This is a genomic window from Micromonospora sp. NPDC005979, assembly GCF_040614415.1.
GTDB lineage: Bacteria > Actinomycetota > Actinomycetes > Mycobacteriales > Micromonosporaceae > Micromonospora.
Genome location: NZ_JBEXUR010000024.1, coordinates 62,383 through 75,008 on the forward strand (window position 1 = coordinate 62,383; position 12,626 = coordinate 75,008).

At 72.9% G+C, this 12,626-nt stretch carries 11 protein-coding genes; 8 read left to right on the plus strand and 3 right to left on the minus strand.

What is annotated here, in order from left to right; all coding sequences use genetic code 11:
* The first annotated feature begins 40 nt into the window (after positions 1 to 40).
* From ABZ272_RS29040 to ABZ272_RS29055, 4 genes are all read left to right on the plus strand, one after another.
* The gene (locus ABZ272_RS29040) at positions 41 to 838 is read left to right on the plus strand and encodes an RNA methyltransferase (protein WP_355053111.1); all 798 of its coding nucleotides are present in this window, start codon (positions 41 to 43) and stop codon (positions 836 to 838) included.
* Between the two features lie 216 nt (positions 839 to 1,054).
* Positions 1,055 to 2,122, plus strand: coding sequence for a phenylalanine--tRNA ligase subunit alpha (gene pheS, locus ABZ272_RS29045; RefSeq protein ID WP_355053112.1), 1,068 nt, complete (start codon positions 1,055 to 1,057; stop codon positions 2,120 to 2,122).
* Positions 2,123 to 2,163: 41 nt separating this feature from the next.
* A complete protein-coding gene (pheT, locus tag ABZ272_RS29050; protein ID WP_355053113.1) occupies positions 2,164 to 4,713 on the plus strand; it encodes a phenylalanine--tRNA ligase subunit beta in 2,550 nt (849 codons plus the stop codon).
* An 11-nt stretch (positions 4,714 to 4,724) separates the two neighbouring features.
* Positions 4,725 to 5,189, plus strand: coding sequence for a S26 family signal peptidase (locus ABZ272_RS29055; RefSeq protein WP_355053114.1), 465 nt, complete (start codon positions 4,725 to 4,727; stop codon positions 5,187 to 5,189).
* Between the two features lie 70 nt (positions 5,190 to 5,259).
* Here ABZ272_RS29055 and ABZ272_RS29060 read toward each other — a convergent pair whose 3' ends face one another.
* Positions 5,260 to 5,475, minus strand: coding sequence for a hypothetical protein (locus ABZ272_RS29060; RefSeq protein ID WP_355053115.1), 216 nt, complete (start codon positions 5,473 to 5,475; stop codon positions 5,260 to 5,262).
* A gap of 157 nt (positions 5,476 to 5,632) precedes the next feature.
* On the opposite strand from ABZ272_RS29060, the gene ABZ272_RS29065 reads away from it, so the two are divergent.
* The 3 genes from ABZ272_RS29065 to ABZ272_RS29075 are packed head-to-tail and all read left to right on the plus strand — an operon-like array spanning position 5,633 to position 8,606.
* Entirely contained in the window at positions 5,633 to 6,187 is a 555-nt protein-coding gene (locus ABZ272_RS29065) for a MauE/DoxX family redox-associated membrane protein (RefSeq protein ID WP_355053116.1), read from the plus strand.
* 38 nt (positions 6,188 to 6,225) lie between these two features.
* On the plus strand, positions 6,226 to 6,765 hold the full coding sequence (locus tag ABZ272_RS29070) for a hypothetical protein (RefSeq protein WP_355053117.1): 540 nt from the start codon (positions 6,226 to 6,228) through the stop codon (positions 6,763 to 6,765).
* Positions 6,762 to 8,606 carry an ABC transporter ATP-binding protein gene (locus ABZ272_RS29075; protein WP_355053118.1) on the plus strand — a complete coding sequence of 615 codons (1,845 nt, stop codon included), beginning with the start codon at positions 6,762 to 6,764 and terminating at the stop codon, positions 8,604 to 8,606. Before ABZ272_RS29070 ends, ABZ272_RS29075 begins: the two co-directional genes overlap by 4 nt.
* Here the strand turns inward: ABZ272_RS29075 and ABZ272_RS29080 are convergent.
* A complete protein-coding gene (locus ABZ272_RS29080) occupies positions 8,576 to 10,435 on the minus strand; it encodes an AfsR/SARP family transcriptional regulator (protein WP_355053119.1) in 1,860 nt (619 codons plus the stop codon). The two genes, ABZ272_RS29075 and ABZ272_RS29080, sit on opposite strands and share 31 nt — an antisense overlap.
* A gap of 149 nt (positions 10,436 to 10,584) precedes the next feature.
* Positions 10,585 to 11,298, minus strand: coding sequence for a Crp/Fnr family transcriptional regulator (locus ABZ272_RS29085; RefSeq protein WP_355053120.1), 714 nt, complete (start codon positions 11,296 to 11,298; stop codon positions 10,585 to 10,587).
* 346 nt (positions 11,299 to 11,644) lie between these two features.
* Here ABZ272_RS29085 and ABZ272_RS29090 point away from each other — a divergent pair, with 346 nt between their 5' ends.
* The gene (locus tag ABZ272_RS29090; protein WP_355053121.1) at positions 11,645 to 12,430 is read left to right on the plus strand and encodes a hypothetical protein; all 786 of its coding nucleotides are present in this window, start codon (positions 11,645 to 11,647) and stop codon (positions 12,428 to 12,430) included.
* Positions 12,431 to 12,626: the final 196 nt, after the last annotated feature.

The window sequence follows — 12,626 nt, forward strand, 5'->3', positions numbered from 1 at the left end:
GTCCGGGGGGCGCCTCGATCGTGCCGAAGGAGCAAACCCCATGGCCTTCACCCCGCGTACCCCCAGGGTTGTCGCCGCCCGCCGCCTGCAACGCCGCCGGGACCGCGACGCGGCCGGCCGGTTCCTGGCCGAGGGCCCGCAGGCGGTCCGCGAGGCCCTGGCGCGGCCGGGGGTGGTCACCGAGCTTTTTGGTACGACCACCGCGCTGGACCGGTACCCGGAGCTGGCCGCCACGGCGGCCCGCGCCGACGTGCCGGTCTCCGAGGTGACCGACGACGCCATCGCGGCGCTGACCGAGACGGTCGCCCCGCAGGGGCTGGTGGCCGTCTGCCGACACCTGGACGTGACGTTGGAGCAGGCGCTCGCGGGTGCGCCCCGGCTGGTGGCGGTGCTCGCCGAGATCCGCGACCCCGGTAACGCCGGCACCGTGCTGCGCACCGCCGACGCGGCCGGCGCGGGCGCGGTGATCTTCGCCGGGGACGCCGTCGACCCGTACAACGGCAAGTGTGTCCGCGCCTCCGCCGGCAGCCTGTTCCACGTCGACGTGGTGCGCGCGCCCGATCCGGTCACGGTCGTCGACGCGCTGCGCGTCGCCGGGCTGTCGATCTTCGCCACCACCGGGTACGGCGATGACGACCTGGATGATCTGACCGACTACGGCCGGCTCGTCGGGCCCACCGCCTGGCTGTTCGGTTCCGAGGCGCACGGGCTGCCCGAGGAGTTGACCGCCGCCGCCGACGCCCGGGTGCGGGTGCCGCTGTACGGGCGCGCGGAGAGCCTCAACCTGGCTGCCGCGGCGGCCGTCTGCCTGTACGCTTCAGCGAGAGCACAGCGCTGAGGTGACCCTCGGCGCGACTGACAGCAGGGGAGAGCGTCCGTCCATGAACGCGCCACGGCGTTCGTTTAGCCAGCCCGCCGGTGTCGGCGGGCGGCGGGCCTGACCTGCTCCCTGCGCAACTCCTACCGGCGGGCTGCGGCACAGCCGCGCGTCCGTAGACTCGCTTCGCCGCCCCGATGACGGGCTGGCGCCGCCGTGAGGGAGTGCCCGTACGCCATGAGCTACCGCAACGATCCGTACGACCCGAAGCAGGTCGCCCTGCTCGACCCGGCCGCCCTGGCCGAGGCCGTCGCCGACGCCACGAAGGCGTTCGACGCCGCCGCCGACCCGGACGCGCTGACCGCGCTGCGCCCCGCGCACCTCGGTGACCGGTCTCCGGTGTCCCTCGCGCGCCGGGAGATCGGCGCGTTGCCGCCGGCGGCGAAGTCCGACGCCGGCAAGCGGGTCAACGAGGCCCGCCGGGCGATCGAGTCCGCGTACGCCGAGCGCGCCGAGGTGGTGGAGCGCGAGCAGGCCGCGCGGGTGCTCGTGGAGGAGCGGGTGGACGTCACCCTGCCGTACGCCCGGCGTCCCCGTGGTGCCCGGCACCCGCTGAGCACGCTGATGGAGTCGATCAGCGACCTGTTCGTCGGGATGGGTTACGAGGTGGCCGAAGGCCCCGAGGTCGACCTGGAGTGGGTCAACTTCGACGCGTTGAACATCCCCGCCGACCACCCGGCGCGCGGGTTGATGGACACGTTCCACATCGCGCCGGAGGGCTCCGGCCTCGTTCTGCGCACGCACACGTCGACGGTGCAGACCCGCACGATGCTCAGCCGCAAGCCGCCGATCTACGTGATCGTTCCCGGCCGGGTCTACCGCACCGACGAGATCGACGCCACCCACAGCCCGGTGTTCCACCAGGCCGAAGGCCTGGTGGTCGACAAGGGCATCACGATGGCGCACCTGCGGGGCACCCTCGACCACTTCGCGCGGGCGATGTTCGGTCCCGAGGCGAAGACCCGGTGGCGGCCGCACTACTTCCCGTTCACCGAGCCGTCGGCGGAGTTCGACGTGTGGTTCCCGGAGCACCGCGACGGTCCGCAGTGGGTCGAGTGGGGTGGCTGCGGGATGGTCAACCCCCGGGTGCTGCGCGCCTGCGGGGTCGACCCGGAGGTCTACTCCGGCTTCGCCTTCGGCATGGGCATCGACCGGACCCTGATGGTCCGGCACGGGGTCAGCGACATCCGCCATCTCTTCGAGGGCGACGTGCGGTTCAGCCGCGCGCTCGGGACCGGGGCGTAGGGCGATGCGGGTACGAGACACGGGAACGGTGGTCTGAAGTCATGCGAGTTTCTGTCAGTTGGCTGCGGGAGTACGTCGACCTCCCCGCCGACCTGCCCACCGGCGATCTGGAGCAGGCCCTGGTCGACCTTGGCATCGAGGTCGAGTCCGTACTGGACCTGCGCGCCAGCGTCACCGGTCAGCTCGTCGTCGGCGAGGTACGCGAGATCGAGGAGCTGACCGGCTTCAAGAAGCCGATCCGGTTCTGCCGGGTGGACGTGGGCGCCGCCAACGGCACCGGCGAGCCGCAGGAGATCGTCTGCGGGGCGCGCAACTTCGCCGTCGGCGACCGGGTCGTGGTGATCCTGCCCGGCGGCGTGCTGCCCGGCGGGTTCGCGATCGGCGCGCGCAAGACGTACGGGCACAACTCGGCCGGCATGATCTGCTCGGCCAAGGAGCTGGGCCTGGGCGACGACCACTCGGGCATCATCGTGCTGCCGCCGGACGTGGCCGCCAAGCCGGGCGACGACGCACGGTCCGTCGTGGGTCTCGACGACGTCGTGTTCGAACTGGAGATCACCCCGGACCGGGGGTACGCGCTGAGCCTGCGCGGCCTGGCCCGGGAGTTGTCGCACGCGTTCGACGTGCCGCTGCACGACCCGGCCCTGGCGCCCGCCCCGAGCGGAACGCCGACGCCGGCGTACCCGGTCGAGGTCCGCGACACGGTCGGCTGTGACCGGTTCACCGCCCGCCTGGTGCGCGGCGTCGACCCGGCCGCGCCCACGCCGTCGTGGATGGCCCGGCGGCTCGTCACCGCCGGCATCCGCAGCATCTCGCTGCCCGTCGACATCACCAACTACGTGATGTTGGAGCTGGGCCAGCCGATGCACGCCTTCGACGCCGACCGGATCGCCGGCCCGCTGGTGGTCCGTCGTGCCGAGGCGGGGGAGAAGCTGACCACCCTGGACGGTGTCAGCCGGGTGCTCACCGCCGACGACATGGTCATCTGCGACGACACCGGCCCGATCTCGCTCGCGGCGGTGATGGGCGGCGAGACCAGCGAGGTCGACACCGGAAAAACCACAAACGTGCTCTTCGAGGCCGCCCACTGGGATCCGGCCATGGTCGGGCGCACGGCCCGCCGGCACAAGCTGTTCAGCGAGGCTGCGAAGCGCTGGGAGCGGGGCGTCGACCCGGCCGTGCCGCTGGTCGCGCTGGAGCGGGCCGTGGAGCTGCTCACCGAGCACGGCGGCGGCGCTCCGAGCGCCGAGATCCTGGACATCGACCACGTCCGGCCGCGTACCCCCATCACCCTGCCGGCGGACCTGCCGACCCGGCGGGTCGGCGTCGAGTACCCGCCGGCGCGGGTCGTCGCACTGCTGGAGCAGGTGGGATGTACGGTCGCGCAGGGCGCGGACCGGCTCTCCGAGGACCCGGGCGCGGTCGGCACGGCCAGCGGCGCCGGGTCGGTGCTGAGCGTCACCCCGCCGAGCTGGCGGCCCGACCTGACCGACCCGGCCGACCTGGTCGAGGAGGTCGTCCGCCTCGACGGGTACGACAAGGTGCCGTCGGTGCTGCCGACCGCGCCGCCCGGGAACGGCCTGACCCCGCGCCAGCGTCGCCGCCGGGCCGTCGCATGGTCGCTGGCCGAGCGGGGGTACGTGGAGGTGCTCGCGCACCCCTTCGTCTCCCCGGAGCTGGCCGACCAGCTCGGACTGCCGGCCGACGATCCGCGCCGACCCGCGGTGCGCCTCGCCAACCCGCTGTCCGAGGAGGAGCCGCTGCTGCGCACCACGCTGCTCGGTCCACTGCTCGGCATCCTCAAGCGCAACCTCGGCCGGGGTCACCGCGACCTCGCCCTGTACGAAATCGGGGCGGTCTTCCACCCGCGCCCCGACGCCGGCAGCCCGCCCGCGATGGGCGTGGACCGGCGACCCACCGACGAGGAGTTCGCCGCCGCCGACGCGGTCGTGCCGGCCCAACCGGTGCACGTCGCGGCGGTGCTCGCCGGTGACCTGGACCCGGCCGGCTGGTGGGGCCCGGGCCGCCCGGCCGGCTGGGCGGACGCCATCGAGGCGGCCCGGGACGTGCTGGCCGCCGCCGGCATCCCCGACGAGCGGGTCGAGGTACGCGCCGCCGAGTACGCGCCGTGGCACCCGGGCCGCTGCGCCGAGCTTCGGGTCGACGACACCGTCGTCGGGCACGCCGGTGAGCTGCACCCGGCGGCGGTGGCGGCCCTGGAGCTGCCCCGCCGTACCTGCGCCATGGAGCTGGACCTGGACGTGCTGCCGCCGGTGCCGGTGGTTCCCGCGCCGACGGTGTCCGGGTTCCCGCCGGCGTTGATCGACGTGGCGCTGGTGCTCGACGAGTCGGTCCCGGCCGAACAGGTGCGTCGGGCGCTGGAGGCGGGCGCCGGCGAGCTGTTGGAGGACGTGCGACTGTTCGACGTGTACTCCGGCGCGCAGCTCGGCGAGGGTCGACGGTCGCTGGCGTACAAGCTGACGTTCCGCGCGCCGGACCGGACGCTGACCGTCGAGGAGGCGCTGGCCGCCCGGGACGCGGCGGTCGCCGTCGCGGCCGAGCGCTTCGGCGCCACCCTGCGCGGCGCCTGAGCATGCCGCTGGTGGGATGGCTCGCGGTGGCCGCCGTGCTCGCGGTGGCCACCGTCGGCCTGCTCTGGGCCCGCCGGCATCTGCTGCTGGTCGCGGTCGTGGGGCGCAGCATGGAGCCGACGTTGCGCTCCGGTGACCGGGTACTGGCCCGGCGGGTGCCGTTGGCCCGGATCCGTCCGGGTGACGTGGTCGTTGTGGTGGCCCCGGCCGAGATGACCGCCGGGCGGCCCACCCGCCCGGATGCGGCTGACACGCCCGGTCTGCTGATCAAACGGGCGTACGCCGTGCCCGGCGATCCGGTGCCGGTGGACCGGGTGCCGTTGCTGCGCCGAGGCGGCGAGCAGGTCGTCCCGCCCGGCCGGCTGGTGGTGCTCGGGGACAATCCGTCGCAGAGCTACGACTCCCGCGAGTGCGGCTACATCGCGGAGTCGGACGTGCTCGGGGTGGCCGTCCGGCCCCGACCGCGCACGGACTGACCATCGGCGCGGCACGCACGCGGAAACGACGTGCCACCTGGTCTGGACCAGATGGCACGTCGTCAGCGCCTCAGCAGAGAGCGCTCATCGTGCTCGCGCCCGCGCTGCAGTAGTAGCCGCAGCTGCCGCAGGTCGTCTTGCAGGCGCCGTTCGTGCTGCAGCGCTTGAAGTAGCACGTCCCGCAGAGCGCGCAGTACGGGTCCGGCGGACAGCCGGCGGCCGCCGTCACCTTCGGGACGAACACCCCCAGCATCCGTTCACCCAGGGTCTCCAGTCGACGGAACATCCGTTCACCTCCTCCCGAGATCGAGTTGTGGGTCGGGACGCTACGACGGGCCGGTACACCGCTCGTACAGCCACGCATGACGTCGACATATGTCGATGTATTTGTGCTGTATCCGCCGCTCCTAGCGTGGGCCCTCCGGCAAGGAGGTGATGCACGGATGCGAGCCCTGGAACTGACCGCGCGACTGCTGCTGGCCCTCGTCTTCCTCGCCGCGGTCGTCGGCAAGCTACGGACCCGGGCGGGATTCGCCGAGTTCGTCGCTTCGGTCGGCCAGTTCGGCGTACCGAGGCGCTGGACCGGGCCGGTCGCTCGACTCGCGGTCGCCGTCGAGGCCGCCGTGGTGCTGCTGGTCGCCGTCGCCCGTACCGCGCCGCTCGGGCTGCTGCTCGCCGCCGGGCTGCTCGGTGTGCTGACCGCCGCGATCGTCGGAGCGCTGCGTCGGGGCGCCCGCCCGGCCTGCCGCTGCTTCGGCGCCGCCGACGCGCCGATCGGCGCCCGGCACGTGACGCGCAACGTCCTTCTCTTCGCGGTGGCGCTGCTCGGCCTGCTCGGCTGGGCCACCGCCACCGGGCCGCCACCGTCCGCGCCGACCGTGCTGCTCGCCGTCGGCGTCGCGGTTCCGCTCGCCGCCGTGGTGGTCCGCCTCGACGACCTGGTCGCTCTCTTCGCCTCCACGCCCTCGCGGCCGTCCCGCCCGGTCGGACGGCGCTGACACCGGTTCACATCCCCGCACCCCTCGAAGGAGCCCTCATGGCGCTGTTGACCGTCGCCGTCGTCCTCGTCGCCGCCCTCGGCCTGCTCAACCTGGTCCTGATGCTCGGCGTGATCCGGCGGCTGCGCGAACACTCCGACCTGCTCAGCGACCAGCAGGGCCAGCCGCCGGCGGTCATGCTGGAGGTGGGTTCGATCCCCGGCGACTTCGTCTCGACCACCGTGGACGGTCGCGTGTTCTCGCGCGCCGACCTGCCCCCGATGACCCTGGTGGCGTTCCTCTCGCCGAGCTGTGAACACTGCGAGGAGCAGCTGCCCGTGCTGGTGGACCGGGCGCGGTCGATGCCCGGCGGCGCGGAGCACGTCTGGATCGTCGTCGTCGGCAAGGGCCCGGAGACCCAGCCGTACGCCGAGCAGTTCGCCGGCCTGGCAACCGTCTTCGTCGAACCCGGCACCGGCGCGCTTCCGCTGGCCTTCGGCGTCAAGGGGTTCCCCGCGTTCGGTCTGCTCGACGAGCGCGGGATCGTCGCGTCGACGGCGTTCGGCATCGCCCGGTTGGATCTGCCGGTGGCCCGGTGAGCGGGCCGCGGCTGGTACCGCGAAGGGCCGCCCGGCACGCCCGGGCGGCCCTTGGCCTGACCTGGCGGGCCGCTCCGGCGGGCACGGTGGCGGACCTGGTGTTCGCGGTTTTGGCCGGGGTGACCCCGGTGCTGGTGGCCGGGCTGACCAAGCTGCTGTTGGATCGGCTCACCGGCGCCGGCACGACCGGTGTACCGCTGACCGCCCTCGGTGCCGGCCTGGCGGTGGCCGCCGCGCTCGGTGCGGTCCTGCCGCACCTGCGCACCTACGTGGCGGCCGAGCGGACCCGCGCGGTGTCGCGGCTGGTGCGTCGCCGGCTGTATGCCGCGGTGCAGCGCCTGGTCGGGCTGGTCCGGCTCGAGGATCCGGAGTTCCAGGACCGGTTGCAGGCCGCCCAGCAGACCGGCCACATCGGTCCCACACAGTTGACCGGCAACCTGTTCGGGGCGGTGCAGAGCGTGCTGGCGGTGGCCGGTTTCCTCGGCGTCCTGCTCGTACTCAATCCCCTGATCGGGGCGCTGGTGCTGCTGGCCGCGCTGCCCACCCTGTGGATGCAGCTCCGGCTCAACCGGGCCCGCGCGGCGATGGTCCTGCGGTTGGAGCACTTTCAGCGGCGGGACCTGTTCTTCGCCCAGTTGCTGGTGGGCGTGCCAGCGGCGAAGGAGGTGCGGCTGTTCGGTCTGGGCCGGTTCTTCGGCGACCGGATGCTCGACGAGTTGCACGGCATGCACCGGGTGGAGCAACGACTCGACCGCCGGGAGGTACGCGCCCAGGCGGTGCTCGGCCTGCTCGGCGCCACGGTGGCCGGCGTCGGGGTGGTCTACGCGATCTCGATGGCCCGCGCGGGCAGGCTGACCCCCGGCGACGTCGTGATCTACCTGGCCGCCCTCCCGGGCGTGCAGGGCGCCCTGGGTGGCCTGGTCGGGCAACTCGGCGCGATCCACCAGGCGCTGCTGCTGTTCGACCACTACGACGAGGTGGCGCACGTCGAGCCGGACCTGCCGGTGCCGGCCAGCCCGCGTCCGGTTCCACCGCTGAGCGAGGGCATCGAGCTGCGCGACGTGTGGTTCCGCTACTCGCCGGAGCACCCGTGGGTGCTGCGGGGCGTGAACCTGCACCTGCCGGCCGGCAGCACGACCGCGCTGGTCGGCCTCAACGGCGCTGGCAAGAGCACCCTGGTCAAGCTCCTCTGCCGGTTCTACGACCCGGAGCGCGGCACCATCCGGTGGGACGGGGTCGACCTGCGTGACCTCGACCCGGCGGCGCTGCGCGAACGGTTGGGGGCGGTGTTCCAGGACTTCATGCCGTACGACCTCAGCGCCGCGGAGAACATCGCCCTCGGTGACCTCGGTGCGCGCGACGACCCGGAGCGGCTACGCGCCGCCGCCCGGCACGCCGGCATCGACGACGCGCTGGCCGCGTTGCCCCGGGGCTTCGACACCCTGTTGACCCGGATCTTCTTCGACGGCACGGACCGGGACGACCCGCAGGCGGGGGTGGTGCTCTCCGGCGGGCAGTGGCAGCGGGTCGCGCTGGCGCGGGGATTCCTGCGTGCCGACCGGGACCTGCTCATCCTCGACGAGCCCAGCTCGGGTCTGGACGCCGAGGCCGAGCACGACCTCAACCAGCGGCTGCGCGAGTTGCGACGGGGCCGGACGAGCCTGCTCATCTCGCACCGACTCAACGCCGTACGCGACGCGGACGCCATCGTGGTACTCGCCGACGGGCAGGTCGTCGAGCGCGGTGACCACGACCGGCTGCTGGCCGCCGGTGGTGGGTACGCCCGGCTCTTCACCCTTCAGGCCCAGGGCTACCGCCAGGACGCGCCGGCCCCGGTCTGACCGTAACGGTCCGCCCCCGCCTCGTCGGCGGCGAGCTCGGCGGCGTAGAGCCGGACGAGGTCGCCGATGTGGAAACGGCCCGGTCCGGCCGGTTCGACGAGTTGCGCGGCGACCAGACGGTCCAGGGCGCGTGCCGCGTCCTCCGGCGGCGCTCCGGTCAACGCGGCGGTCAGCTCCGCGGTCACCGGCCCCGGGTGGGCACGGCCGAGCCGGAGGAAGATCGGAGCCGCCGAGCCGAGCCGCCGGTAGCTGGCGCCGAGCCGTGGCCCCAGTCCGGTCTCGGCGAGCCGGTAGCGCTCGTCGCGCAGGAGTCGCGCCAACCGGCTGAGCGACCAGTGCGGCCCCTCGGTCAGCCGACCGGACACGGTACGCAGCGCGAGCGGCAGGCGCTCGCAGAGACTGACCACCGCCGACGCGGCCTCCGGCTCGTCGTCGACCGGGCGGTCGCCGGCGGTGGCGCGCAGCAACGCCAGCGCGTCGGCGGCCGGCAGCGGGTCGAGCCGCAGCGCCGGGGCGTCGCCGCTGGTGACCGGGGTACGGCTGGTCACCAGCAGAGCGCATCCCCCGCGTACCGGAAGCAGGCCGTCGACCTGGGCGGCGTCGGTGGCGTTGTCGAGCACGAGCAGCACCCGGCGGTCGAACAGCAGGGATCGGACGCGGGCCCGGGCCTCCGCGATGCCGGCCGGTGCCGGCTCGTCGGCACCGGGGTGCAGGGCCCGCAGCACGCGTGTGGCGACCTGCAACGGCGGCGGCGGGGTGTCGGCGACCGATCCGCCGAGGTCGAGGTGGAGCTGGCCGTCGGGGAAGGCGTCCAGCGCCGCCGCGGCGGCGCGTAGGGCCAGCGCCGACTTGCCCGTGCCGGCCATCCCGAAGACCGCGACGGTGACCGGCTGTCGCCGCGCGTCGGCCAGGGCATCGCCTAGTCGGGCCAGCTCGGCGCGCCGGCCGACGAACGGGGCCGAGGGGCAGGGCAGCTCGTGCGGTACGCGTCGCCCCAGCGGATCGACCGGACGGTCACGGATGTCCGGATGATCGCGGGTGTGCGGGGCGACGCGACGCCGGGACGGTACCGGTGACCGGGGCGCGTGCCGGCGGACCTCGCGGTACAGCTCGGTCAACTCCGGCCCGGGAGCGACGCCCAGCTCTCCGTCGAGAGCCCGGCACGCCGCCTGGTAGGTCCGCACCGCGCCGGCCTGGTCGCCGGAGCGGTGCAGGGCGGTCATCAGCAGCGCCCATGCCGGCTCACGCAGCGGGTGCTCGGTGACATGGTCGCGCAGCAGGGTCAGCAACGCGGGCGTGCCCGCGTCGCCCAGGTCCAGCCGGCAGTTCGCGTACGTCTCCCGGGCGACCGCCCGCCGCTCGCGCAGCCGGTCGAAGGCCGCCGCGGTGACCGGCCCATACACCCCGGACGGGTCCGTCGACGACCAGAGCGCCAGCGCGCTGCCGAGCAGGGTGGCGGCCAGTTCGGGTTCGCCGCCGATGCGGGCGGCGTGCCCCTCGGTGGCGAGCCGTTCGAACTCGGCGGCGTCCAGCTCACCCGGCTCGACCCGCAGCAGGTAACCGCCGTGCTCGGCGGGCAGCCGGGCGGGATGACCGGGGGAGTCGAGCAGGTGGCGTAGCTGGCTGGCGTGGCTGCGTAGGTTCGCGAGGGCCGATGCCGGCGGGCACCGGCCCCACAGCTCCTCGCGCAGTCGTTCGACGGGCACGACCGCGCCGGCGTGCAGTAGCAGGGTGACCAGCAGGGCGGCGGGCCGACCGGCCGGCACACGTTGGGCTTCGCCGTCGCGATGGACGCGGACCGGACCGAGAATCTCGAACGACACTCCCACCGCGCCTCCGTCAGGTGCCCCCACGCGGACCGGACAACCGGTCCACCACCGTCGGAGAATGATGCTAGTCGATTGAGTGGTCACTCAGTCGATTCGTTTTCGACAGCCCTCCGAAAGGCGGCCGTCGGCGTCGCGGCGGAGGGGGCCCGTCAGTCGTCGCTGGGGTTCAGCTCACCGAGTTGTCGCAGGCCCGGCAGATCGCGGACAGTGATCCGCCGGTAGTCGGTGTCGACCAACCCGTCCGTCCGTAGCTCTCGAAGCACCTTCTGGATGGAGGTCTCGGAGGCGCCGCAGATGGTGGCCAGGTCGGGTTGGGTGAGACGAACGTCGATGATGACGCCGGCCATGCCTTGTCGACCGTGGGTACGGCAGAGTTCGGCGATCACTCTGGCGACGCGCAGTTTCACCGGGTACGAGGTGAAGTCGATCCGGCGTCGATTGGACCAGCGCAGTCGGTCGGACACCATCGCGGCGAGTTCGAGGGCCGCCTCCGGATGATCCTTGAGGAACCTCTTGAACCGGTCTGGCTGGATCACGCTGTACTTCGCCGGGCCGCAGGTCGTCACGGTGGCGGAGCGGGGCTCGTTGTTCAGTGCCGACATCTCACCCACGAGATCTCCTCCGACCCGCAGTGACAGCAGAGCGGATCGACCGTCCGGCAGTGTCGCGGTGACCTTGGTCAGTCCCTCCTCGAGGAGCACGAGATGAGCTTCTCGCAGGCCCTCGTGGATGACGATCTGCCCGGCGGGGACCTGACGACGGACCCCCAGCCCCAGCAGCGTCTTCCGAACCGGTGGCGTGAGCCGCTGCAGGAACGTGCCGTAGGGCCACTCGTCGCCGGACAGTTCGTGGGGTCGTCGCACCCGCAGCCTCCTTCTCGACGGACGGCTGCCGAAGCGTAGCCGTTCCTGTGCGTAGCGCGATGCCCCTGATCGATCCCACGCTTCGATCAGCAGGTGGACGGTTGTCAGGGCCAGCACCGCCGCGGGCGGCCAGCCGAGGGTGAGCAACAGGTCAGGTAGATCCGTCCTCATAGGGCAAGCACACGACGCGGGTGCGCGACGGATCTGCCAGCAGGACGGGATGACCGATTTTCGACGTGCCCGCGGAATGCCGTAGTTCTACGGGGTCCCGGTCCGCACGCACCGGTTCGATGGCTCCTGCGGTGCTCGCCGACGGGGCGAGCCGGACGGTGAAGGCAGGAGCTGGATGCGACATCCCGAGCGACGGCTGTTGATCTCCGTGGATATGGAGCGCTACAGCAGACGCAGCAACGTCCAACAGTACGAGGCGCAGCGGCACTTCCGGGAGCTGCTGCACGAGGCCGCCGATGCCGTCGGTCTCGACCGGGTGGCCTGGATGACTCAGCAGGCGGGCGACGGCGAGCTGGCGATCGTGCCACGTGATGTGTCCGAGTCGCGGGTCATCGGCAGGTTCGTCCCGGAGCTGAACCGGCGGCTACGCCACCACAACAGCAGCCGTCTTCCGGCTGCCCGGATCCGGCTCAGGGTGGCGGTGCACCAGGGGTTGGTGCATCTCGACGGCGCGAACGGCTTCCCCGGCAACGCCGTGGTGTTCGTCTGTCGGCTCTGCGACGCCGAGCCGGTGAAGAAGGCGCTCGCCGCATTTCCCGATGCCGGCGTCGCGCTTGTCGTCTCGACCGAGATCTTCCGTGATGTCGTCACCGAGTACCCGGAGGAAATGCGGCCGGAGCGGTTCGTTCGGATAGAGGTGGCCCACCCGGACAAGGAATTCCGCGAGGACGCCTGGCTCTGCGTGGTGGACGAGGACATCAACGGCGCCGCGATCCAGGTCGTCCCGCCGCCCATTGAGCAGGGCTCTGGGCAGACCGCGGAGAGGCCCACGGATCACGGTGGGATTCGTACCGGGGACATCCGGGTCGAGGGGCAGAACGCGATCGGCCAGGGCGCGACGGCGATCGGCTCGGTCGGCCGCGACGCGAACTTCGGTACGGGTAGAGGCGATCCCCGATGAGCGGTCGGTACGCCCCTGTCTCCGCCGACAGTCCGGGGGACCTGGACGACCCTTGGCACGACGTGTTGGAGGATGCGTCCGGCGGTGGCCCACACGGTGACGTCGTATATGGCGCGGTTCGCGGACCCCGGGACGGCTCGTCTGTCGCGGTGGAGTCCCTCGACGGCGAGGATGAGCCGGTCTCTCCTGCGGAGCC